We start from the raw sequence: 23,841 nt of genomic DNA, 5'->3' as shown, positions 1-23,841 counted from the left end.
CCTGTAGCGACGCGGCCGGCGTTCCATTACGTGCTGGGCACCGTCGCGGGGCGGGGCAGGAAAAGAAACGGCCCCTCCTGTCGGCGTCCGCACCGGCACCGTGAGGCCACCGAAAACACCCGTCACGCCCGCGCAACGAGGCCGCAACCTGCGCCCGGCAGTATCGGTTCATGACGGAGTCGGCAGCACACCGCGAGTCACTTCCTCTCGACAGCACGGCGCAACTGCTCACCCGCATCACCACCCAGCTCGGCACCCAGCTGAGGCACGTCTCCCTGAACGGAACCCGCCGAGAGATGACCCCACTCATACCCCCGCCCCGGCCTCCGTCGGCGCCCACCCTCGTCGCCGTCGCCCACGGCAGCCGCGACCCCATGGCACTGCGCACCGTCACCGCGCTGCTGGAGCGCGTGCGCGAGCTGCGCCCGGGTCTCGACGTACGGCTCGGGCACATAGAACTCAACGAGCCGCTGCTGCCCGACACACTCGCCGATCTCGACCGGGGCGGCGAGGCCGTGCTCGTACCGCTGCTGCTCGGCCGGGGCTACCACGTCAAGTGCGACCTGCCGCAGGCCGCCGCCACCGCTCCCCACCTGCGCACCCGAACAGCCGCCCCCCTCGGGCCGCACCCCCTCCTCGTCGAGGCGCTGTACGCCCGCCTCACCGAAGCCGGCTGGCGGGCCTCCGACGCCGCGCACCGGGGAAGCGGCGTCGTCCTCGCCGCCGCCGGCTCCCGCGACCCCGAATCGGCCGCCGACACCCGCCGCACCGCCGCGCTGCTGAGCGAACGCCTCGGCGGAGTCCCCGTCGTCCCCGCCTACGCCTCCGCCGCCTCCCCCACCGTCCCCGAGGCCCTGCGCGCCCTCGCCGCGCGCGGCCGCCACCGGGCCGCCGTCGCCTCGTACTTCACCGCCCCCGGCCGTTTTGCCACGCAGAGCGCCGCCGCCGCGCCCTGGATCGCGGCCGCGCCGCTCGGCGCCCATCCCGCGCTGGCGCGGCTCGTCCTGCTCCGTTACGACCAGGCTCTCGCCACCCGTTCCCTGGTGCTCCGGCGCCAACTGGCCTCCGCCTGAGCCCCGACTGTCACCGGCTCCGTTTACTGTCGGTGCATGGAAGGCACAGCGCACGAAGCCCCGCACGCCGAAGACCGACACGCCGACGTCCAGCCCCACGGCGTCCTCGACGCCGCCCTGTACGACGGGGCCGCCACCGAGCGCTGGGCCACCGAGCCCGACAAACGGCCCGGCAGGACCGCCTTCCAGCGCGACCGCGCGCGCGTGCTGCACTCCGCCTCGCTGCGCCGCCTCGCCGGCAAGACCCAGGTGGTCACCCCCGGCTCCAGCAGCCAGGTCTGGGACGCCAGTCCGCGCACGCGCCTCACGCACTCCCTCGAATGCGCCCAGGTCGGCCGTGAGCTGGGGGCGGCCCTCGGCTGCGACCCGGACCTCGTCGAGGCGGCCTGCCTCTCACACGACATGGGCCACCCGCCCTTCGGGCACAACGGCGAGCAGGCACTCAACGACTTCGCCAAGGACTGCGGCGGCTTCGAGGGCAACGCCCAGTCGCTGCGCCTCCTGACCCGCCTCGAACCCAAGCGGTTCGTACGGTCCCGGGCGGGCGGTGAGATGGTCAGCGTCGGTCTCAACCTCACCCGCGCCGCCCTCGACGCCGCCACCAAATACCCCTGGCCGCGCGGCGCCCACCCCACCGACCCCGGCTCGCTGAAGTTCGGGGTGTACGAGGACGACCTGCCGGTCTTCGACTGGGTCCGCCAAGGCGCGCCCGGCCACCGCCAGTGCTTCGAGGCCCAGGTCATGGACTGGTCCGACGACGTGGCGTACTCGGTGCACGACTTCGAGGACGGCCTGCACGCCGGCCACCTCGACCCCAACTTCCTGTTCGCCGAGCCCGAGCGCCAGGAGATCTTCGCGGTGGCCATCGGCAGATACGTACCGGAGGACACGAGTCCGGAGGAGCTGGCGGCGGCGCTCGACCGTCTCCTCGACGAGGAGTGGTGGCCGCACGGTTACGACGGCTCGGCCGTCGCCCAGGCCCGGCTGAAGGACGCCACCAGCCAGCTCATCGGCCGCTTCTGCCTCTCCGCCGAGGCCGCGACCCGCCAGGCGTACGGAACCGGCAGGCTCACGAGGTACGCCGCCGAGCTCGTCGTCCCGCGCGAGGTGCGCCACGAGTGCGCGGTCCTCAAGGCCGTCGCCGACCGCTACGTCATGCAGCGCGACGAGCAGGAGCGGCTCCGCGCCGACCAGCGCATCGTCATCGCCGAGCTCGCCGAGGCCCTCACGGCCCGCGCACCCGAGGGCCTCGACCCCCAGTTCCGCGCGCTCTTCGCCGAGGCGGCCGACGACCGGGCCCGCAAGCGGGTGATCGTCGACCAGATCGCGTGCTTCACGGACGCCGCCGCCCGGTCGCTGCACGCCCGGCTCACGGCCGCAAGGGGCCACCGTCCATGATCGCGTCACCGAGAGCGGTCCGCCGGTGCACGACGCGGCTGCCGCGCCGCTCCGAGGCGACCAGCCCGGCCTCCCGGAGGATCGTCGCGTGCCGGCTCGCCGTCGACAGCGTCAGCCGCAGTACGCCGCCGAGCTGCGTCGTGGTCATCGGCCGCTCCAGCATCTCCAGCACCGCCGCCCTGGTGTGGCCGATGAGGTGCGCCACCGGCCGCTCGGCCGCCCGGGGGCCCGGACCGTCCACTCCGTGCCCCCGGGAGAGGGCCAGCCACCCGGGGTCGGGCGTCACGGGGTGGACCAGCACCGGGGGCAGCTCCGGGTCGGCCAGCGCGACGGGATGCCGGATGCAGAAGAACGACGGAATCATCGTCAGCGAACGTCCGGCCAGTTCCAGTTCGCTGTCCACCGGATAGCCGGTCTCCAGCACGCCGTCGTCACGCCAGGCGAAATCGTGGTAGCTGGCCAGCAAGCCCTCGGGGCCGTGGGACAGAGCCGCCTCGGCCCGCGCGGGACGGTCGGCGTCGACCGCGGAACTGATCACATCCAGGTACGGCTCCACCGCGATCGCGTAGTAACGGCGCAACGCGTCGCCCAGCCGCTCCAGCGCCTCCACGTCCCCTTCCGCCAGCCGCCGGGCGACCGGGGGCGCGGGGCCGTCCGCGAAGAGCCGCCCGAGTTCCGCGCGCATCCTGGACGCGGGCGTGGACAGCACCTGGTCCAGGCCGGTCTCCAGGTCCGGGATGCCACGGCCCGGCGTAAGGAAGTCCGGGAGGTACGCCGCACACGGGCACAGCCGGTGCAGCGAAGCCACTGTCCCGGTGAGTCCCGCGCGGGCGATCGCCGCCCGCACCTCACGCCGCCAGGGGTCGAAGACCAGTGCGCCCTGCCGGTTCTGCAGCAGGTGAAGGCTGTTCACGATCTCCCACAGCGGGTCCGGCCGCGCGGCCACCCGCAGTCGGTTCAGGTCCTCGGTGGTGAAGTGGATGCGTAACATACGCCCCCCATGTCCCGTCCTCTCCCCGCGCTCTGCGCTCTCAGGCAACTCCAGCGGGTAAAAGCGTAGTCACCAATGGTCGGAACTGTGCGTTCCGTTTGCGTTGTGCACGAAAGCCCCGCGCGATGTCCACATCGGCGTGACCCTTGTCGCGTGGTGGCCGCGGGCTGTCAACGGGGGAGACGTCCGCGGCCACCTCTTGCGTGCCCGGGGTCCGGGCGGGGCGTTGGGGTCGGTGCCGCGCCGGGGCGTCTCCTCGGGCGTCGAACGTTCGGGTACTCGGTTTTCGTTGGGGTGGTTGCGTTCGACGCCCTGCGGGCGCGCCCCTGCACGTCCCCTCCCGGCACCGTGGATTGTTGCGCGGTCACCGGTCGTCCGCCCCTGCCCGCCATCTCCGGGACACCTCTGCGACACGCCCACAGCACACCCCCCTCTTCCCCCATCACGCTCTGTGCGGGACGCTCGAATACGGCGGCCTAGCGTGTGGGCAGCACAGAGGAGGCACCAAGTGGTCGACGCAGATCTGACGTTCGTCATCGTCGGTGGGGGACTGGCGGGGGCGAAGGCCGCCGAAACTCTCCGCAGCGAGGGGTTCACCGGCCGGGTGATCCTCATCGGGGACGAGCGCGACCATCCCTACGAACGCCCTCCCCTGTCCAAGGGGTTCCTGTCCGGCAAGGAGGAACGCGACAGCGTCTTCGTCCACGAACCCGGCTGGTACGCCCAGGCCGACATCGAACTGCACCTCGGCCAGTCCGTCGTGTACCTCGACCGCGAAACCAGGACGGTCGGCCTCGGTGACGGCACCGCCGTCCGCTACGACAAGCTGCTGCTCGCCACCGGCGCCGAACCGCGCCGCCTGGACATCCCCGGCACCGGGCTCGCCGGCGTCCACCACCTGCGCCGCCTCGCCCACGCCGACCGACTGCGCGGCGTACTGGCCTCCCTCGGCCGCGACAACGGGCACATCGTCATCGCCGGGGCCGGCTGGATCGGGCTGGAAGTCGCGGCCGCCGCGCGCGGTTACGGCGCCGAGGTGACGGTCGTGGAAGCCGAGCCCACCCCCCTTCACCAGGTCATCGGCCCCGAACTCGGCCAGCTCTTCACCGACCTGCACAGCGACCACGGCGTCCGTTTCCACTTCGGCGCCCGCCTCACCGAGATCACCGGCCAGGACGGCATGGTCCTCGCCGCCCGTACCGACGACGGCGTGGAGCACCTCGCCCATGACGTCCTCGCGGCGATCGGAGCCGCCCCGCGCACCGCGCTGGCCGAGGCCGCCGGCCTCACCCTCGTGGACCGGGCGTTCGGTGGCGGCATCGCGGTCGACGCCGCGCTGCGCACCTCCGACCCGGACATCTACGCGGCCGGCGACGTAGCCGCGGCCCAGCACCCGCTCCTGGGCACCCGGCTGCGCGTCGAGCACTGGGCCAACGCGCTGAACAGCGGCCCCGCCGCCGCCCGGGCGATGCTGGACCAGGACGTGTCGTACGACCGGATCCCTTACTTCTTCTCCGACCAGTACGACCTGGGGCTCGAGTACTCCGGCTGGGCGCCCCCCGGGACGTACGACCAGGTCGTCATCCGCGGCGACGTCGCGGGGAAGCGGGAGTTCATCGCCTTCTGGCTGAAGGACCAGCGGGTGCTGGCAGGGATGAACGTGAATGTGTGGGATGTCACCGAAACCATCCAGGCGTTGATCCGCTCCGGGGCCCGGGTGGACAGCGACGCGCTCTCCGACCCGTCGGTGGACCTGGCCTCCCTGATCGGCTGACGGGAGTGTCCGAGCACCGCCGTACACTTCACGCGTGGCAGGCAGGATCAACGATGACGACGTGAAGGCGGTCCGGGACGCGGTCCCGATCGACGCCGTTGTTTCCGAGTACCTCCAGCTCCGCAGCGCCGGCGGCGGCAATCTGAAGGGCCTGTGCCCCTTCCACGACGAGAAGTCCCCGTCCTTCCAGGTCAGCCCGAGCAAGGGTCTTTTCCACTGCTTCGGCTGCCAGGAAGGCGGCGACACGATCGCCTTCGTGATGAAGATCGACCATCTGTCGTTCTCCGAGACGGTCGAGCGCCTCGCCGCTCTGGCGGGCATCACCCTGCGGTACGAAGAAGGCGGCTACAACCCCACGCACCAGCGCGGCGAGCGCGTCCGCCTGGTCGAGGCGCACAAGGCCGCCGCGCAGTTCTACGTCGAGCAGCTCGACTCCGCCGAGGCGGAGATCGGCCGCAAGTTCCTGGCCGAGCGCGGCTTCGAGCAGAGCGCCGCGCAGCACTTCGGCGTCGGCTACAGTCCGGCCGGCTGGGACCACCTCACCCGCTATCTGCGCGGCAAGGGCTTCTCCGACAAGGAGCTGACCCTGTCCGGCCTCTCCCAGGAGGGCCGCCGCGGCCCCATCGACCGCTTCCGCGGCCGCCTGATGTGGCCGATCCGCGACATCACGGGGGAGGTCGTCGGCTTCGGCGCGCGCAAGCTGCGCGAGGACGACAACGGGCCGAAGTACCTGAACACCCCCGAGACCGCGATCTACAAGAAGTCGCAGGTGCTGTACGGGATCGACCTGGCCAAGAAGGAGATCGCCAAGACCAGCAGGGCGGTCGTCGTCGAGGGGTACACCGACGTCATGGCCTGCCACCTGGCCGGCGTCACCATCGCGATCGCCACCTGCGGTACGTCGTTCGGCGGCGACCACATCAAGATCCTCCGCCGGCTGCTCATGGACAACGCCTCGGCCGAGGTCGTCTTCACCTTCGACGGTGACGCGGCCGGCCAGAAGGCGGCGCTGCGGGCGTTCGAGGACGACCAGAAGTTCGCCGCCGAGACGTCCATCGCGATCACGCCGGGCGGCATGGACCCTTGCGACCTGCGGCTCGCGAAGGGCGACGCGGCGGTGGCGTCGCTGGTCGAGACGCGTACGCCGCTCTTCGAGTTCGCGATCCGCCACGTCGTGTCGAGGCACAACCTCGAAACCCCGGCGGGGCGGGCCGCCGCGCTCGACGAGGCCGCGCCGATCGTCGCCAACATTAAGAACATCGCGATCCAGCACGAGTCCGCGGTCCAGCTCGCGGGCATCCTCGGCATCCTCGACACCCAGTTCGTGGTCAAGCGCGTCGCGCAGCTCGCCCGCTGGGCGCGCGACCGGGGCGGACGCGGCCCCGCGACTGCGCAGGAGCGGCGGGCGACTGCCTCGTACGACGCGGCACCGGCCGTCCCGAGCGGCCCGGCGCTGAATCTGCGCAGCCCCGCGCACCGCACGGAGCGCGAGCTGCTGAAGCTCGCGCTCCAGCGGCCCGAGCTGGTCTCCCCGGCCTTCGACGCGTACGGGGCCGACGAGTTCACCGCCCCGCCGTACGCCGCGGTACGCCAGGTCATCGAGGAGGCGGGCGGCGCGGAGCAGGGCGCGCAGAACGCGTCGGACTACCTGGCGCAGGTCCGCGAGGCGGCGCCCAACGACACGGTGCGCGCGCTGGTCACGGAGCTCGCGGTCGAGCCGATCATGCGTAAGACGGTCGACGAGATCTACGCGGGCGAGCAGCTGATCCGCGTCCGCCTGCGCGCGGTCGACCGCCGCATCCTGGACGTCCAGGGCACGCTGGCCCGCCTCGGCGGCCCGCACGCCGACCCGGAGCAACTCGCCGCCGTACAGAACGAACTGTGGGTCCTCCAGCAGTACGCCCAGTCCCTGCGCAACCACGGCGCCGCCGCACTCTGACGCCGACGCCCTGCCTGTGGCGCCGCCCCCTACTCGCCCCTTCCCGCTGTGACCCTGCCCGCCCCCTCGCACCTGTCAGCCCGTCCGGCGTTCGAAGGCCCGTGGGGCGGAGCCGTGAAGCTTGCAGTGGGAAGGGGCGGCTCGTGGGGGAGGAAGCCCCCCGTACCCATCCCGTAACGGACCGGACTCAAAAAGTCACCGCACGCCCCTCGTGGCAGCGATGTGTCGTACCCCACACTGGGTGGCGGTGCCTGAGTCCTCGGAGCGCGGCCGGCCCACGCCGAGTGGGCCTCACACACCCGCGGATCCGCTCATCGTGTACGGGACGGACGGCGGCCCGGTCGCCGCTCCCGTCCCGCTGCCGCACGCCCCCGAACCGGCAGCGATCACCCTGGAGGTCGCCCCCGTGCAGACCCAGACCCAGACGTTGACCGACGTCATCGCGACGGTCCCTCCGCAGAGCCGGGGCGAACTCCGCCCCGAAGCCGAGCCTGCCGAACTCGCGGACGCCGAAGTCCTCGTCGAGGACCCCGCCGACGCCCCCGAAACACCGGATGCGTCCGAGCGGCGGCGCAACCCCCGCGCCGACAGCGGAGGCCCCTCCTCCGACCTCTTCCGCCAGTACCTGCGCGAAATCGGCCGCATCCCCCTCCTCACCGCGGCCGAAGAGGTGGACCTGGCGCGCCGGGTCGAAGCCGGGCTGTTCGCCGAGGAGAAGCTCAGCAGCACCCCCGACCTGGACTCCCGGCTCGCCGTCGACCTCGACAAACTCGTGGTCATGGGCCGGATGGCCAAACGCCGCCTGATCGAGGCGAATCTGCGCCTCGTCGTGTCCGTCGCCAAGCGTTACGTCGGCCGCGGCCTGACCATGCTCGACCTGGTTCAGGAGGGCAACCTCGGCCTCATCCGCGCCGTCGAGAAGTTCGACTACGCCCGCGGCTACAAGTTCTCGACGTACGCGACCTGGTGGATCCGCCAGGCCATGTCCCGAGCGCTGGCCGACCAGGCCCGTACCATCCGCGTCCCGGTCCACGTCGTCGAGCTGATCAACCGCGTCGTCCGCGTCCAGCGCAGGATGCTCCAGGAGCGCGGCTACGAGCCGACTCCCCAAGAGGTCGCCACGCACCTCGAACTCACCCCCGAGCGGGTCAGCGAAGTCCTGCGCCTCGCGCAGGAACCGGTGTCGCTGCAGTCGCCCGTGGGCGAGGAGGACGACGTGGCGTTCGGCGACCTCATCGAGGACGGCGACGCCGCGTCCCCCGTCGAATCGGCCGCGTTCCTCCTCCTGCGCGAGCACCTGGAGGCCGTGCTCTCCACGCTCGGTGAGCGCGAACGCAAGGTCGTACAGCTCCGGTACGGCCTGGCCGACGGCCGGCCGCGCACGCTGGAGGAGATAGGCCGCCTCTTCGGCGTGACACGCGAACGCATCCGCCAGATCGAGTCGAAGACCCTCAACAAGCTCCGCGACCACGCCTTCGCCGACCAGCTGCGCGGCTACCTGGACTGACCCCGGCCGAGCTTCGGGAAAGCGCCGTCCGCAGACACCGGCCGGTCAGTCGGGCGGTCAGTCGGCCGGCCCGGCCGCGTCGTCCTCCGCCTTCTTCCTGCGCGCGTCGATCGTGGCTCCGATCCCCACGCCGATGCACATGCCGCACGCGATCCCCGTCCCCGGATTGTCCAGCAGCAGCATCCCGAAAGCGACTCCGAACGTCATCCCGAGCGACAGTCCGAGAGCGATGCCCGATATGGCACCCCTCTCGGCAGTCGTCGTCACCGAGTCAACGCTCTCGGCGTCCTCCGCCGCGCTCCCCGCCGTGTTCTCCGTCATGGTCAGTCAGTCCACTTCAGCCACCGCCTGAGCGAACTGCGCCGCGTACAGACGCGCGTACGCGCCCTCGGCCATCAACAGTTCGTCATGCGTCCCCTGTTCAACGATGGACCCATTCTCCATCACCAAGATCACGTCTGCGTCCCGGATCGTGGACAGCCGGTGCGCGATCACGAAGCTCGTACGGCCGTGGGCCAGCCGTGCCATCGCCTTCTGGATCAGCACCTCCGTCCGGGTGTCGACCGAGCTCGTCGCCTCGTCGAGGACCAGGATCACCGGATCCGACAGGAACGCCCGCGCGATCGTGATCAGTTGCTTCTCGCCCGCGCTGACCCCCGACCCCTCGTCGTCGATCACCGTGTCGTACCCGTCCGGAAGCGTCCGTACGAAACGGTCCGCATGCGCGGCCCGCGCCGCCTCCTCGACCTCCTCGCGCGTGACCTCCCGCGAAGCCGCCGCCCCGTAAGCGATGTTGTCGGCGATCGTCCCGCCGAACAGCCAGGTGTCCTGAAGCACCATCCCCATGCCCGAACGCAGGTCCTCCCGCGTCATCTTCGCGATGTCGGCACCGTCCAGAGTGATCCGGCCGCCCGTCACCTCGTAGAACCGCATCAGCAGGTTCACCAGCGTCGTCTTGCCCGCACCCGTCGGCCCGACGATCGCGACCGTCTGCCCCGGCTCGACCGCGAGCGACAGGTTCTCGATGAGCGGCCTGTCCGGTTCGTACCGGAAAGAGACCTTCTCGAGTGACACCCGCCCCACCGGATCGGACGACGGAAGTACTGCGCCCCCCGTCGCATCCGGCTCCTGCTCCTCCGCGTCCAGCAGCTCGAAGATCCGCTCGGCCGAGGCGACGCCCGACTGCACCAGGTTCGCCATCGACGCGACCTGCGTCAGCGGCATCGAGAACTGCCGCGAGTACTGGATGAACGCCTGCACGTCACCGATCGACAGCGCGCCGGACGCGACCCGCAGCCCGCCCACCACCGCCACCAGCACGTAGTTCAGGTTGCTGACAAAGAACATCAGCGGCTGCATGATCCCGCTGTTGAACTGTGCCTTGAACCCGGCCTCGTACAGCGCGTCGTTCTGCTCGCGGAAGGCCTGCGCCGACTCGTCCTGCCGCCCGAAGACCTTCACCAGCGCATGACCGGTGTACATCTCCTCGACGTGCGCGTTCAGCTTGCCCGTGGTCTTCCACTGCTGCACGAACTGCGGCTGCGACCGCTTGCCGACCTTCGCCGCCACCACCACCGACAGCGGTACGGTCACCAGCGCCACCAGCGCCAGCAACGGCGACATCCAGAACATCATCGCCAGTACGCCCACGATGGTCAGCAGGGAATTGATGAGCTGCCCCATCGTCTGCTGCATGGTCTGCGAGATGTTGTCGATGTCGTTCGTCGCCCGGCTGAGCACCTCGCCGCGCTTCTGCTGGTCGAAGTACTTCAGCGGCAGCCGCGACAGCTTCGCCTGTACGTCCTCACGCATCCGGAACACGGTCCGGTTGATGATCCGGATCGACAGCCGCGACGACACCAGCATCAGCAGCCCCGCGCCCACATAGACCGCGAGCGCCATCAGCAGTACGTCGCGGACCGCCCCGAAGCCGATGCCCTGTCCGGGAGTGAAGGCCACCCCGGAGAGCATGTCCGCGAGCCCGTCGTCGCCCTTCTCCCGCAGGCTGTCGACGACCTGCGCCTTGCTGCTCCCGTCCTGCGTCTGCCGGCCCACGACTCCGGCGAAGACGAGGTCCGTCGCCCGCCCCAGGATCTTCGGCCCGATCACCGAAAGCGCGACGCTCAGCACACCCGCCGCGAGCATCCACCACAACGTGACCCGCTCGGGAGCGAACTGCCGCAGCAGCCGCTTCCCCGAATTCTTGAAGTCCATCGACCGCTCGGTCGGGCCCCCGGCGCCGGCCATCATGCGTCCACCAGGCCCGCTCATGCCGCCTCAGCCTCCGTCAGCTGGGAGAGCACGATCTCCCGGTACGTCGCATTGCTTTCCATCAGCTCGTGGTGGCGGCCCGTGCCGACCACCCGGCCCTCGTCCAGGACCACGATCCGGTCCGCGTCGCGGATCGTCGACACCCGCTGGGCGACGATCACCACCGTCGCCTCGGCCGTCTCCCGCCCCAGCGCGGCCCGCAGCGCCGCGTCCGTCGTGTAGTCCAGCGCGGAGAAGGAATCGTCGAACAGATAGATCTCGGGCCGCCGCACCAGCGTCCGCGCGATCGCGAGCCGCTGCCGCTGCCCGCCCGAGACGTTCGTACCTCCCTGCGCGATCGGCGCGTTCAGCCCGCCGTCCAGCCCCTCCACGAACTCCCGCGCCTGCGCCACCTCCAGCGCGTGCCACAGCTCCTCGTCCGTGGCGTCCGGCTTCCCGTACCGCAGATTCGTCGCGACCGTCCCGGAGAACAGATACGGCTTCTGCGGCACCAGCGAGACCGTCTTCGCCATCAGCACCGGATCGAGGGTCCGGACATCGACCCCGTCCACCAGCACTTCCCCACCCGTCGCGTCGAACAGCCGAGGCACGAGCCCGAGCAGCGTCGACTTCCCGCTGCCCGTCGACCCGATGATCGCCGTCGTCTCACCGGGGCGGGCCACCAGATCGATGTCCCTGATCACCGGCTCCTCGGCGCCCGGATAACGGAACTCCGCGCCCCGCAGCTCCAGATGCCCGTGCCGCCGCAGTTCCCGTACCGGACCGGCCGGCGGTACGACGCTCGAAGCCGTGTCCAGCACCTCCTCGATGCGCTCGGCGCACACCTCGGCGCGCGGCACCATCATGAACATGAAGGTGGCCATCATCACGGCCATCACGATCTGCATCAGGTACGCGAGGAACGCCGTCAGCGCCCCGATCTCCATGCCGCCGCTGTCGATCCGGTGCGCGCCGAACCAGACCACCGCGATGCTGGAGACGTTCACGACCGTCATCACGATCGGGAACATCAACGCCATCAGCCGCCCCGAGGACAGCGACACATCCGTCAGCGCGGTGTTCGCCTCCCGGAAGCGTCCCTTCTCGTACTCGTCGCGCACGAACGCCCTGATGACGCGATTGCCGGTGATCTGCTCACGCAGTACCTGATTGACCGTGTCGAGCCGCTCCTGCATCGCGCGGAACAGCGGCCGCATGCGCCGCACGATCAGGCTCACCGAGATCCCGAGCACCGGAACGACCGCGAGCAGCACCCCCGACAGCGGCACGTCCTGCCCGAGCGCCATGACGATGCCCCCCACGCACATGATCGGCGCCGACACCATCAACGTGAACGCCATCAGCACCAGCATCTGGACCTGCTGGACGTCATTGGTCGTACGCGTGATGAGCGAGGGAGCCCCGAACCGCCCGACCTCCCGCGCCGAGAAGCTCTGCACCCGCTCGAAAACGGCCGCCCGCACGTCCCTCCCCAGCGCCGAGGCGGTCCGCGCGCCGTAGTAGACGGCACCGATGCTGCAGATCACCTGGACGACGCTGACGGCGATCATGATGCCGCCGAACTCGAGGATGTAGCCGGTGTCCCCGGTCACGACACCGTTGTCAATGATGTCCGCGTTGAGGGTGGGCAGATAGAGCGTGGCGGAGGTCTGCAGCAGTTGCAGCAGGACGAGCAGGGCGATGGGTTTCTTGTACGGGCGGAGGTGGGCCCGTAGGAGTCTTATGAGCACGCGGAGTCTCTCGGGGTCGGCAAGATCGGGGTTCGCCCCATACTCCGACACCGGGCCCCGGTAATTCCAAAGAATTAACCCATCGCCGGGTCAAGCCTTGAAGGCAGCCGCCCGCCCGCTCAGCCGCCGAACGCCCCGGGGTGGATCTGGTCCCGCGTCGCCCCGTACTGCTGGCGCACCGCCTGCCCGACCGCCAGCTCGTCACCCGGCTCCAGCACCTGCGCCGCCGCGCCCTGCCAGGCCGGCGGGGAATGCGGCGCCAGCGTGCCCTGAGCCACCCCCAGCGCCCACGCCGCCTGCCGGGCTGCGCCCAGCGCCGCGTACTCGGCGGGCTGTGGCACGACCACCTGCGTACCGAAGATCGCGGGCGCCGCCGCCTGCACGGCGGGCAGCTCGGCGGCGGCCCCGAGCAGGAACACCCGCCGCACCTCCACGCCCCGTGCCCGCAGTACGTCCATGGCGTCGGCCAGCGAGCACAGCATGCCCTCGAAGGCCGCCCGCGCCAGGTGCTCGGGCTTCATCGACTCGCGCCGCAGCCCGCTCAAGGTCCCGGCGGTGTGCGGAAGTTGCGGCGTACGCTCACCTTCGAGATACGGCAGCAGCACGAGCCCGTACGACCCCGGCGACGACTTGAGCGCCAGCTCCGAAAGCCCGTCGAGGTCCGTCCCCAGCAGATCAGCGGTGCCTCGCAGCGCCCGTACGGCATTGAGCGTGTGCACGACCGGCAGATGCATCCCGGTCGCATCGGCGAACGATGTGATGAGCCCGCTCGAATCGGCGAGCCCTTCGTGATGCACGGCCATCACGGACCCCGAGGCCCCGAGCGACACCACGGCATCCCCGACCCCGACGCCCAGCCCGAAGGCCGCGGCCATCGTCTCGCCGGTCCCGGCGGATATGAGCAACCCCTCGGGGGTGGTGCCGGCGGCGTCGGACGGCCCGAGCACCTCGGGCAGCGCGGCCTGGTGCCCCAGCGCCAGCTCGACCAGATCGGGCCGGTACGCCCCGGTGACAGCCGACCAGTAACCCGTCCCCGAGGCCGCGCCCCGGTCGGTGGTCCGCCGGGCCGGGCGCCCGAGCAACTGCCACACCAGCCAGTCGTGCGGCTGCATCACGGCGGCGGTGCGCTGGGCCGACTCGGGCTCGTCGCGCGCCAGCCAGCGCAGCTTCGCGACCGGCTGCGCAGCCGTCGGCACGGACCCGACGGCCTCGGCCCAGGCCTGCCGCCCGCCGAGCGCGTCGACCAGGTCGGCTGCCGCGACCTGGGCCCGCTTGTCGTTGCCGAGCAGCGCCGGACGTACCGACGAGCCGTGGGCGTCGAGCGGGATCATGCCGTGCTGCTGCGCCGATACGCCGATGGCCTGTACGCCCTCGAGCAGCCCGCCGGCCGCGGCCTCGCCCAGCGAGAGGAGCCACACCTGTGGATCGGCCTCGGTGGATTTCGCCTCCACGTGGTGCGGGGCATAGCCCTGCCGCAGCACGGCACCCGTATCCGCATCGCACACGACGATGCGCGTAGAACCAGACGAACTGTCCAAGCCGGCGACTATCCCCATGCCTCAGATTCTGCCGCATGCGCAGCCGGGCACGCGCCGTGCCGGGATACGGGGCCGGGCGGGGGCCAGGTGCCGGCTAGGTGTTGGTCGTACCCCAGTCGTCCTCGCCGCTCTGCCCCCGCTCGCGCAGCGAACGCACGCGCTCGCTCACCGAACTGGGCATCCGGTCCCCGACCTTGTCGCTGACGGTATGGAGCGCCTTGTCCGCGAAGTCGCGGCCGTTGTGGGCGGCGGACTCGGCGGCGTTGCGCACGGCGGGGTTCTGGGCGACCTGGCGTGCGGACTTCTTCAGCTGCTCGTAACGCTCACGACCGGCACGGGTCCCGAGCACGTACCCGAGGGCCAGTCCGGCGATGAATGTGAGCCGGTAGCGCATGGCTGTCACCCTTCTCTTGCGTCGGCGGTCCCCTGGTGCCGGGGGGAGCTTCGGACCACGGGGCTGTGCTGGCCGCCTACCCGTGGGCACCCGTGATCAGTCCGGGGGATACCGATTGGCGGAGCACCCCCCTGCTTGCGCTAATGTATGTGTCGCAGCGAGCACACGCCCCCCGGGACGCCATCCGGTGGGTACGTTCGGTGCAACGCAGCAATCCCCTGTAGCTCAATTGGCAGAGCAGCCGGCTGTTAACCGGCAGGTTACTGGTTCGAGTCCAGTCGGGGGAGCGCGATCCCCTGTAGCTCAATTGGCAGAGCATTCGGCTGTTAACCGGAGGGTTACTGGTTCGAGTCCAGTCGGGGGAGCGGCAAGAAAAAGGGCCCCTCAGGGGTCCTTTTTCGTATCTCCTGCAACCGCGCAGGCGGCAGCGCGGTCCTCATGGTCATGCGTAGCCGACCACCCGAGGCAGGAGATCGTATGAGCGGCTATGCTGCGGCAGACGGCGCGCACAAATGTGCGCGACGCGCCGTTAGGGGCGGTAGCTCAGCCGGTTAGAGCAGCGGACTCATAATCCGTCGGCCGTGGGTTCGAGTCCCACCCGCCCCACCGCATGTGGCCCTGAACTGCGGAAACGTTTCCTCGGAGGTCGGAGCGGAGCGCTTTGGTTCAACGGAGTGAATCCGCTGCTCAGGACTTAGCCCCGGGGATGTTGTCGTCGCGGTCCATCCAGCCGGCCGAGGCGGTAGTGGCAGGCTGTCGTCGCAGTGGTGTGGGGCCGGCAGCGTTCGCTGTCGGCCCCCGGTCTCCCTACGCGCGCCCGGCTACTTCAGGTACGGGCCGTCGGTTCCGATCTTGCCGGGACCGTTGAGGACGTAGACGCGCAGGTTGCCCTTGCCGGGTGCGGCCGCGGTGAGCCTGCCGTCGGTGACGACCTTGGTGTCTCCGGTGACGGCGTCCTTGTAGGTGCCGTTGGGGATGCCGGTGTAGGAGGCGCCGTCCGTGACGGTGACCAGGGCGAAGCTGTCGGAGGTGCCGCTGGTGTAGCGGCGCTTGTAGGCCATCTCACCGGTGATACCCGCAGTGGAGTACTGGCCCGTCTGGAGGGCGGGGATGGCGCGGCGGATCTCGTTGAGCCGCTGGAGGTGCTTGACCAGGGGCTGGGAGAGGGTTTCGGCGACGGCGCCGGTGGCGGAGTCGATCTTACTGAACTCCGACGCCTTCACGTCGCCCTGGAGGTGGTCGCCGTAGTAGGCGCGGCCGGTGGTGGCCAGCGGGCAGGATGGCCCGCAGTCGATCTTCTTGCCCTTCTGGAACTCGATCTCCGAGCCGTAGTAGAGGGTGGGGATGCCGCGGAAGGTCCACATCAGGGACATGTTCTCGGCCCAGGCGCTGGGGCCGCCGGTGTAGCGTTCGGCGCTCTTGTTGGGGCCGTAGTCGTGGCTGTCGACGTAGACGACGTTGTAGGTGGCGTCGTTGGTGGAGTCGTCGGAGTCCTTGCCGTTGTTGAAGGCGTTCTTGGCGTCGCCGAAGTTCATGTGCATGCGCATGTCGATGATGTTCATGCCGGAGAACTTGCTGTGATCGGGGGCGTGGTAGGCGTTGCCCTCCAGGAACGCGTTCGTGGACTTGGGCTGGGCGGCGGTGCCGGCGGTGTTCTCGAATTCGTACATCTCGAGTGCGGCCTTGGCGTCGTCGGCGCTGTACTCCTTGCGTTCCTTCCAGGTGAAGAACTGCGCGGAGTGGTTGACCGAGCCGCGGTTCCACTTGTCGTTGACGAAGGCGCCGACCTCGCCGAAGACGAGGAAGTTCTTCGCGGCCTCGGCGCCGTGCTGCTGGGTGACGCGTTCCTGGATGGCGGGCAGGAAGCGGCGGTTCCAGGTGGTGCGCGGGATGTGGACGGCCGTGTCGACGCGGAAGCCGTCGACGCCCATGTCGATGTACTTGTTGTAGGCGCCGATCAGGTAGTTCTGGGCCTTGGCGCTTTCGGTGTTGAGGTCGGCCAGGTCGTCGTGCAGCCAGCAGGAGCGCGAGTCCTCGCCCTCCCAGTTCCCGAGCCAGCAGGTGTGGTAGGTGTCCTTGGGCCACATGCCGGAGGTGGCGTTGGGCCACTGGCAGTTGTAGATGCGGTAACCCTCGGGCGATGTGCCCACCTGGTTGCCCCATCCCACGCAGGTGTTGCCCGTGGGCTGCTCGGTGGACCACAGGTCGCCGTTGTAGTACGACTTGCCGGACTTCGGCTCCACGGACAGGCCGTCGTACTCGAAGGAGGCGTTGGGTTCGTCGTAGTACCCGCTCCACTGCGCGTCGCGCACCCCGTAGTGCTTCGGGGTGAACAGGCCCTTGGCTCCCCAGCGCGAGGTGTGGTTGTACACGACGTCCTGGTAGATCTTCATGCCCTTGGCGTGGGCGGCGTTGATGAGGTCCTGGTAGGAGGCGCCGGACGACTCCAGGCGCCGGTCGACCTTGTAGAAGTCGTAGCCGTGGTAACCGTGGTAGTCGTAGTCGGACCGGTTCAGGACCACCGGGGTGATCCAGATGGCCGACATGCCCAGGCCCTTGATGTAGTCGAGCTTGTTGACCAGGCCCTTGAAGTCACCGCGGAACATGGGGTCGTTGTCGGCGGCGTTGCCCGACCTCTCGTGCTGGCTGCCGCCCCGGTTGTTGGAGCTGTCGCCGTCATTGAAGCGGGCGGTCAGGACGAAGTAGATCGGGTCCTTGCGCGGGTCGGTGCCCAGCGGCTTGCCCTGCGCGGGAGCGGGCGGTCTGTCGCCGGTGGTCGCGGTGGCCTCCGCCGACGCCGGGGAGAGGTTGCCGGCCGCGTCGGCCGCCTTGACGGTGAAGGTGTAGGCGGTCTTCTCCTCCAGGTCCGCCACCGACAGCACCGTGGAACTCACGTCGGTGACCATCGTGCCCTTGGTCCCCCCGGTACGGGTGACCTGGTACTTGGTGACCTTCTTGTTGTCGGTGGACGGCTCCCAGGTCAGGATGACGGCCACTCCGTCGGCCTTCGCCGTCACCTTCGTGGGGGCGGTCGGCGCCTCGGTGTCCGGCACCTCGGCCACGCAGGGGTCTGCGGCGTCCTTCACGACCACCCGGTCCTTCACCGTGCTCACTCCGGCCGCGAGCGTGTAGTCGCCACCGTTGTTGTTGTCCCACACCCCGTTGCCGTTGTTGAAGGCGGCCTTCATCGAGGCGGCCGTGCCGAGGTCGACGTCCTTCTTCCACCAGCCGGTGCACGCGCTCTGCATGCCGAGGCCGGGCGCGGTGGTCCACGCTCCTCCCGAGGGCTGGTAGTGGAGGTTGGCGGTGGTCCAGGCGAGAGTCTGGGTGGAGTAGTAGACCGTGGCCTTGTTGCCGGCGCCAGGGTCCGGGTCGCCGGCGCAGGGGTCGGAGTGGGCGATCACGCCGTCCTTGACCGTGATTGCGCCGGTGCCCAGGTCGTAGTTCTTGCCCGCGTTGTTGTCCCAGGTGCCCGAGCCGTTGTTGAACGTGGCCTTCATACCCGCGGCGGTGCCGAGCGTGACGGTCTTCTTGACCCAGTCCGTACAGGCCGCCTCCATCCTCACGCCGGGCACGCTGGTCCAGGGCCCGCCGTCCGGCGCGTAATGCAGGTTGTACTGGGCCCAGTTCTTCGTCTTCGTGTAGTAGAAGACGGTGGCCGTGTTGTCGGCAGCCGCGACCGGAACGGTCGCGGGCGAGGGGGCGCCGGGTATCGCGGTCAGCAGGCCCAGGATGCCGCCGGCGGCCACGGCAGCGGCCGGCGGCCTTCTGAGCCGCTGTGTGCGAGTGCGTTTCATACGTCTCTCCAGAGAGGGCCGCGGCAGAGCCGCGGTAGTTGGCGCTTCAGGCGTCCGTGGGGGTACGCCCTGCCCGGTCACCTCTCCCTGACGCGCCTCAGGGGCCAGCACGCGTCCACGTACTGGAAGGGCAAGCGGAAACTTGCAGAAACTCCTTACGGCAGCGGGAAGTTACTCGTGCTTCACGTTTGCGTAAAGAGGTTCCGCAGAAGCTGCGGCAGGAGAAGGTGGCCGTCCTGCCGGCGGGTCCGCGGCGCACCGGGATCCGGATGCGCACGGCGCTCAGGTGCCGACGCGGACGGGCGAGTCCACCACCCGCCGACCCAACCGTCCGACAGGAGCGGGGTACCCCTCGAACCGGCCTAGGGAGCTGTCCTTCCCGTCGGCGCGGGGGTGTTTGTGACGTCGAGCGATAGGTGGCAGGGGCGCTCGGATCCGCCCTGGTCAGCCCTCCGTGACCACTCGTAGTTGGCCGCAGTTGCTCTCGTCACCATGCGTCGATCACCGGCGCGTCGGGTTCGTGCTGCCGCCATGCCTCGTTGAGGCGCGCGAGCCGGTCCCCGGCGGCGATGCCGCGCAGGGACGCGACCTTGCCGTCGCTGACTTCGAACACCACGGTGCCCACGACCCGGTCGTCGACCACGGCGAGGACAGCCGGGGACCCATTGACCAGCGCGAAATGGAACGCCGGCGAGCCGCCGGCCAGCCGCCGCTTCGCCGCCGTGGGCTTGAAGCCGGCCCGCACGTAGGAGGCGACCCGCTCGCGCGTCTTGTACCGCAACAGCCGCCTGGCCAGTCCGGCGCCGTCCGAGACCGCCGTCACGTCGTCGGTGAGCAGCGCCACCAGCCGTTCGGTGCGCCCCGACATGGCGGCGGCGAGGAACTCCTCGACGATCCGGCGCGCGGACGCGGGGTCGGCCTCGCCGCCGCCGCGGCGGCGCTCGGCGGCGACCCGGATCCGGGCCCGGTGGACATGCTGCTGGCTCGCGGACTCGGTGATGTCGAGGATCCTGGCGATCTCGGCGTGGCCGTACGAGAAGGCCTCACGCAGGACGTAGACGGCCCGCTCGACCGGCGAGAGGCGCTCCAAGAGGGTCAGTACGGCCAAGGACACCGATTCACGCTGCTCGAAGGTGTCGGCCGGGCCGAGCATCGGGTCGCCCTCGAGGAGCGGCTCGGGCAACCAGGCACCGGCCGCCCGCTCGTGGCGCGCCTGCGCCGAGCGGAGCCGGTCGAGGCAGAGATTGGTGACGACCTTGGTCAGCCACGCTTCCGGCACCTCGACCCGTTCGCGGTCTGCGGCCTGCCAGCGCAGGAACGTGTCCTGCACGGCGTCCTCGGCGTCGGCGGCCGAGCCGAGCAGACGGTACGCGAGCGAGGCCAGCCGGCCCCGGCCGGCCTCGAACCGATCGATGGATGCGCTGTCCATGCGCAGCAGCCTATGCGGCGACACTCACACCGGTCCGGTCAGGCGCGGTGGCCAGGCGGCGCTTGCGCTTCGGCATGCCGAAGGTCGGGTGGGCGATGCCCCACCCGGCCCCCTTGAGCACGCCCGACTTGAGCCGCGCGGCGGTCCGGCCGCCCAGGTACCAGGACTTCGACCGGGCGTCCCCGTCCACCATCTGGAAGATCGCGTCCCGCCGCCCGAGGCTGATGTGGTTGCCGTGGTACTTCAGCCCGGTGGTCGGGACCTTGCTGCTCGTCAGGCGCGCGATGATCGCGGCGGTCGCCTGCATGTTGGTGAAGCCGGCCGAGGCGCAGGACATCGGCAGCGGCCGGCCGTTCTCGCCGATCGCGTAGGCGCAGTCACCGGCGGCGTAGACGTCCGGGTGCGAGACCGAGCGCATGGTGCGGTCGACGACGATCTGGCCGGTCTCGGCGACCTCCAGGCCACTGGCGGCCGCGATGGGGTGCACAGCGAACCCGGCCGACCACACGGTCACGTCGGCCGGGATGGACGGCCCGGCGACGCGGTCGGCGATCGCCCGTGTCGGCTCGACGGCTTCGATGCCGGTGTGCTCGTGGACGGTGATGCCGAGCCGGTCGAAGGCCTGGCGCAGGTGACGGCGGGCCTTCGGGGAGAGCCAAGCGCCCAGCTCGCCGCGGGCGGCGAGCGCGACCGAGAGGTCGGGCCGGGACTCGGCGAACTCGGTGGCGGTCTCGATGCCGGTCAGCCCCTCACCGACGACCAGCACGGTGCCGCCCTCGCCCAGGCCGGCCAGGCGCTCACGCAGACGCAGCGCCGAGGACCGGCCGGTCACATCGAAGGCGTACTCGGCCGCGCCGGGGACGCCGTGGTGGGCTATGGAGCTGCCGAGCGCGTAGAGGAGCGTGTCGTACGTGAGCTCGCCGTCGCCGTCCTCGCCGGTCACGGCGACGGTCCTGCGGTCGGGGTCGACGCCGGTGACGCGCGCCAGGCGCAGCCGCACCCCGGTGCCCGCGAATACGTCAGCGAGCTTGCGGAACACGAGGTCCTGGCCGATCGCGAGCTGGTGGAGCCGCATCCGCTCGACGAAGTCGGGCACGGCGTTGACGACGGTGATCTCGGTGTCGGCGGGGGAGAGCCGGCGGGCCAGGTTTCCGGCGGCGAAGGCCCCGGCGTATCCGGCGCCCAGTACGACGATGCGGTGCTTCATGGCGTTGCTCCTGTCTCGTTCGCGTGCCCTTTGAACGAGACGGCGCCCCGATTGCTGACAGGAGCCGGGTGTGACGCGGGTCACTGAACTGAGGCGAGCGGCTGAGCCTCCGACAGACACTTGGGCCTGTCTTGGGCAGTCGAAACGGGGGGTGGCCCTCCGTGGGCGTTCGAGGGTCGTCACATCGGATGGCTTCTCTTGCCGCCGTCGTACCCGCGCGAGGACGATGGCGACGAAGCGGCGGCCTCATCGAGTGCCACTTGTTCCTGTCGTCGACGACGTAGCGGACCGGGCGGTCGGCCGCGTTTTCCGAAACCAGTGAGCGAGGCAATCGCACGTCGAGAGCGCCGAGTTGAATTCCACGGGCAATGCCACGTAAAACTGCGGCAACAGGGCCTCCTGGCGCTCCTGGACTTCGACATCCCCGAGCGGTCAGGAGGCCCTCCTTCGCGCGCCTGTCCGGCCGGGATCACCCGGCCAGGCGCCCCATTCGACCGAACCTGGCTATTGAAAGGGTTTACAGACAGCCCTGACCATTGGGGGACTCAAACGGTGTGATGTCCAAACCCCCTGACCGGTGAACCCTTCACGGTGCAGGCTTTGTCAGGAGGAGCAGATCGGGGCGCCGCAGCCGGCTATGGGCTCCGTGTGCCACGAGGACTTCCGGAGGATCGTCGTGCCTTCCCGGACCTCTGCGCGGTAGGTGATGTTCCCGTCTTCACGCATGTCGTAGTTACAGGTCACCCAGGTCCCCGCTCCGCCCGTGTTCTGGCAGAGGCCGCTCCTGCCGTAGCTGGTGTACCAGCTACCAACCGCCCGGTGACCGTCAGCCTTGGTGTCCTTGACTTTCATGATGTCGCCGTCATGGTAAAAGCAGACGAGGGCGCCATCCACACCGGTAGCGCACACCTCGGCGGCGCTGGCAGACGGCACAGCAATGGTCATCGACACAGCCAGAGACGCGACCGCCGTGAAGGCAGCTCCCAGCATTGACTTACGCATAGTTCCCCCAAGTGTTCTGTTTTCGATCGGTAGTTCGTAGAAGCAGTAGACGCTAACATGACAACCGTCTGTGCCTAAGGGTGCTTTCGGAATGAGAGTCTGCGGGCGAGGTTCAGGCAGTGAGCCGTGTGGCTGACCACGGCGGGCGGTCTTCGGGGCGATGTTCCGCTCAGACCTGGCCCAGTCTCCACTCAGCTTGCCTGGTCTTGAGGGGAAGGCCGGGCCCCGCCCGCGCTGGCGATCAGAGCAGCCACGTATTCGGGGTTTTCGTCGACCAGAAGGTGGCCGGTGCCGGCGACCACATCAAGGTCGATGCCGAGTGTTCTGCGCACAGCCGGGCCGAGGCGCCGAGGCGGCAGAAACGTGTCGTGTTCACCTGCAACCGCTCGGCGAACAGCGGTCGTTGCGGGCGGCAGATCCGCGACACCTGGGGATCCGCTGGAGCGGGAATGCCGCGGTCACCATCATCCGCTCATGGGGAACCGTCCACCGATCAAGCTGATCGGCGCACCAGCCCTGGATGCCCGGAGCAGCCCCTCGCGCCAGGCGGACACAGTCAGTGCCGTCATTTCTTGGGGTCTTGCCGCTGTTGTGGTGGCGGGCCAAGTCGTGCCGGTGCTCAAGGTGTTCTGCGGCGTTTCGACGGACAGTACGTCAGCAGTGTCCAGCGCCACTTCCGTCTTGGACAACTGTCCTGAGCCCGCCGCGATTGTTCAATGTGCTGCGTGTGCTGCGTGTGCTGTCCTCTTCGTGATCCAGGCATGACCTGCGGGTTCTTCTGCCGCCTCCTCGCGCGGTGGAGTACCGCGACATCAATCGTGGGGTCGGCCGGACACAACGGATCCGCCATGCCGATCATGGACACCGCACGGACAGAGCTATGACATCGAAATGGCATCGCGGGCTCTTGGCGTTGTTTCCCCCGGCAGCCCCGGCCGACGAGAAGGTAGGAGACCCCTTTGGACGCCCTGGGAGTGACGGGCCTGCTGGTCGCCGCGACGGCTGCCGGGTGGGTGGACGCCGTGGTGGGAGGTGGCGGGCTCGTGCTCATTCCTGCTCTGATGGTGGCGTTTCCGCACCTTTCGCCGGCGACGGCCCTCGGAACCAACAAGCTCACGGCCATCACAGGAACGACCGTCGCAGCCGTGACGTTCGCCCGGCGGACGAAATTGGATCGCTCCGTCGCCTTCCCGGCGGCGGCGCTCGCCGTCCCTGCGGCCGGGTTCGGGGCCCTGTCCGCCTCCAGCCTGCCGGCGGCCTGGTTCCGGCCGGTCATCATGGCACTGCTGATCGCCGTGGCCGCCTTCGTCACGCTCCGGCCGAGCTTCGGGGCCATCGAGGAGGGCGAGGCCGTCAGCCGGCGCCGGAAGTTGGCCGTCGTCGCCCTGGCGGGTTGCGGAATCGGCTTCTACGACGGTGTTTTCGGACCGGGGACCGGAACGTTTCTCATCATCGCGTTCACCAGCCTGCTGTCTCTGGAGTTTCTTCAGAGCTCGGCACTGGCCAAGGTGGTGAACGTAGGGACCAATCTCGGCGCGCTCCTGGTGTTCGCCGCCCAGGGGCAGGTGCTCTGGCTCCTCGGAGCCGCGATGGCTGTCTGCAACATCGCCGGGGCCGCCATGGGTGCCAGAACCGCGCTGCGACGTGGTTCCGGATTCGTGCGCATCGTACTGCTCGTCGTGGTGCTCGGCATGGTTACGAAGCTCTCCATCGACCAGTTCGGATGACGTGGACGAGCGGAGCGCAACGGACCCACGAGGACGCGCGCCTTCCCGCGCGGATGTGGGAGGA

16 protein-coding genes and 3 tRNA genes are annotated in these 23,841 nt (G+C 69.8%); 9 read left to right on the top strand and 10 right to left on the bottom strand.

What is annotated here, in order from left to right:
* Window positions 1-170: 170 nt before the first annotated feature.
* Together AC1P0E_RS10170 and AC1P0E_RS10165 are read left to right on the top strand one after the other, a co-directional pair.
* Window positions 171-1,073 (top strand): sirohydrochlorin chelatase, encoded by a 903-nt coding sequence (locus AC1P0E_RS10170; RefSeq protein ID WP_482741843.1) that lies wholly within the window; start codon window positions 171-173, stop codon window positions 1,071-1,073.
* A 36-nt stretch (window positions 1,074-1,109) separates the two neighbouring features.
* Window positions 1,110-2,471 carry a deoxyguanosinetriphosphate triphosphohydrolase gene (locus AC1P0E_RS10165; RefSeq protein ID WP_482741842.1) on the top strand — a complete coding sequence of 454 codons (1,362 nt, stop codon included), beginning with the start codon at window positions 1,110-1,112 and terminating at the stop codon, window positions 2,469-2,471.
* Here AC1P0E_RS10165 and AC1P0E_RS10160 read toward each other — a convergent pair.
* Window positions 2,443-3,462: an ArsR/SmtB family transcription factor gene (locus AC1P0E_RS10160; RefSeq protein WP_482741841.1), complete on the bottom strand. Its 1,020-nt coding sequence runs from the start codon at window positions 3,460-3,462 to the stop codon at window positions 2,443-2,445. The genes AC1P0E_RS10165 and AC1P0E_RS10160 overlap by 29 nt on opposite strands.
* Before the next feature lie 508 nt (window positions 3,463-3,970).
* On the opposite strand from AC1P0E_RS10160, the gene AC1P0E_RS10155 reads away from it, so the two are divergent.
* The 3 genes from AC1P0E_RS10155 (at window position 3,971) to AC1P0E_RS10145 (ending at window position 8,682) form a co-directional block, all read left to right on the top strand.
* Window positions 3,971-5,236, top strand: coding sequence for an NAD(P)/FAD-dependent oxidoreductase (locus AC1P0E_RS10155; RefSeq protein WP_482741840.1), 1,266 nt, complete (start codon window positions 3,971-3,973; stop codon window positions 5,234-5,236).
* 34 nt (window positions 5,237-5,270) lie between these two features.
* The gene (dnaG, locus tag AC1P0E_RS10150; protein ID WP_482741839.1) at window positions 5,271-7,175 is read left to right on the top strand and encodes a DNA primase; all 1,905 of its coding nucleotides are present in this window, start codon (window positions 5,271-5,273) and stop codon (window positions 7,173-7,175) included.
* A gap of 247 nt (window positions 7,176-7,422) precedes the next feature.
* A complete protein-coding gene (locus tag AC1P0E_RS10145; RefSeq protein ID WP_482741838.1) occupies window positions 7,423-8,682 on the top strand; it encodes an RNA polymerase sigma factor in 1,260 nt (419 codons plus the stop codon).
* Between the two features lie 57 nt (window positions 8,683-8,739).
* On the opposite strand, the gene AC1P0E_RS10140 is transcribed toward AC1P0E_RS10145, so the two are convergent.
* From AC1P0E_RS10140 to AC1P0E_RS10120, 5 genes are all read right to left on the bottom strand, one after another.
* A complete protein-coding gene (locus AC1P0E_RS10140) occupies window positions 8,740-9,003 on the bottom strand; it encodes a hypothetical protein (RefSeq protein ID WP_482741837.1) in 264 nt (87 codons plus the stop codon).
* A 6-nt stretch (window positions 9,004-9,009) separates the two neighbouring features.
* A complete protein-coding gene (locus AC1P0E_RS10135; protein WP_482741836.1) occupies window positions 9,010-10,953 on the bottom strand; it encodes an ABC transporter ATP-binding protein in 1,944 nt (647 codons plus the stop codon).
* Window positions 10,950-12,683, bottom strand: coding sequence for an ABC transporter ATP-binding protein (locus tag AC1P0E_RS10130; protein ID WP_482741835.1), 1,734 nt, complete (start codon window positions 12,681-12,683; stop codon window positions 10,950-10,952). The genes AC1P0E_RS10135 and AC1P0E_RS10130 overlap by 4 nt, the downstream gene beginning before the upstream one ends.
* A gap of 119 nt (window positions 12,684-12,802) precedes the next feature.
* Window positions 12,803-14,239: an FGGY family carbohydrate kinase gene (locus AC1P0E_RS10125; protein ID WP_482741834.1), complete on the bottom strand. Its 1,437-nt coding sequence runs from the start codon at window positions 14,237-14,239 to the stop codon at window positions 12,803-12,805.
* A gap of 76 nt (window positions 14,240-14,315) precedes the next feature.
* Window positions 14,316-14,615: a YtxH domain-containing protein gene (locus AC1P0E_RS10120; RefSeq protein ID WP_482741833.1), complete on the bottom strand. Its 300-nt coding sequence runs from the start codon at window positions 14,613-14,615 to the stop codon at window positions 14,316-14,318.
* A 214-nt stretch (window positions 14,616-14,829) separates the two neighbouring features.
* On the opposite strand from AC1P0E_RS10120, the gene AC1P0E_RS10115 reads away from it, so the two are divergent.
* The 3 genes from AC1P0E_RS10115 (at window position 14,830) to AC1P0E_RS10105 (ending at window position 15,221) form a co-directional block, all read left to right on the top strand.
* Window positions 14,830-14,902: transfer RNA gene (locus AC1P0E_RS10115), tRNA-Asn, on the top strand.
* A 5-nt stretch (window positions 14,903-14,907) separates the two neighbouring features.
* Window positions 14,908-14,980, top strand: a tRNA-Asn gene (locus AC1P0E_RS10110).
* A 167-nt stretch (window positions 14,981-15,147) separates the two neighbouring features.
* Window positions 15,148-15,221: transfer RNA gene (locus tag AC1P0E_RS10105), tRNA-Ile, on the top strand.
* 215 nt (window positions 15,222-15,436) lie between these two features.
* Here the strand turns inward: AC1P0E_RS10105 and AC1P0E_RS10100 are convergent.
* From AC1P0E_RS10100 to AC1P0E_RS10085, 4 genes are all read right to left on the bottom strand, one after another.
* Window positions 15,437-18,412 carry a carbohydrate binding domain-containing protein gene (locus AC1P0E_RS10100; RefSeq protein WP_482741832.1) on the bottom strand — a complete coding sequence of 992 codons (2,976 nt, stop codon included), beginning with the start codon at window positions 18,410-18,412 and terminating at the stop codon, window positions 15,437-15,439.
* Between the two features lie 487 nt (window positions 18,413-18,899).
* Window positions 18,900-19,841 (bottom strand): sigma-70 family RNA polymerase sigma factor, encoded by a 942-nt coding sequence (locus tag AC1P0E_RS10095; RefSeq protein WP_482741831.1) that lies wholly within the window; start codon window positions 19,839-19,841, stop codon window positions 18,900-18,902.
* A 10-nt stretch (window positions 19,842-19,851) separates the two neighbouring features.
* A complete protein-coding gene (locus tag AC1P0E_RS10090) occupies window positions 19,852-21,048 on the bottom strand; it encodes an NAD(P)/FAD-dependent oxidoreductase (RefSeq protein WP_482741830.1) in 1,197 nt (398 codons plus the stop codon).
* Between the two features lie 603 nt (window positions 21,049-21,651).
* Window positions 21,652-21,993: a hypothetical protein gene (locus tag AC1P0E_RS10085; protein WP_482741829.1), complete on the bottom strand. Its 342-nt coding sequence runs from the start codon at window positions 21,991-21,993 to the stop codon at window positions 21,652-21,654.
* A gap of 1,016 nt (window positions 21,994-23,009) precedes the next feature.
* Here AC1P0E_RS10085 and AC1P0E_RS10080 point away from each other — a divergent pair.
* Window positions 23,010-23,777, top strand: coding sequence for a TSUP family transporter (locus AC1P0E_RS10080; RefSeq protein WP_482741828.1), 768 nt, complete (start codon window positions 23,010-23,012; stop codon window positions 23,775-23,777).
* Window positions 23,778-23,841 lie beyond the last annotated feature (64 nt).

The sequence above is a fragment of the Streptomyces sp. TRD_SC_5 genome, from assembly GCF_056836825.1.
The sequence above is the reverse complement of the archived record's forward strand: the minus strand, read 5'-3'. Positions and strand labels throughout refer to the sequence as shown.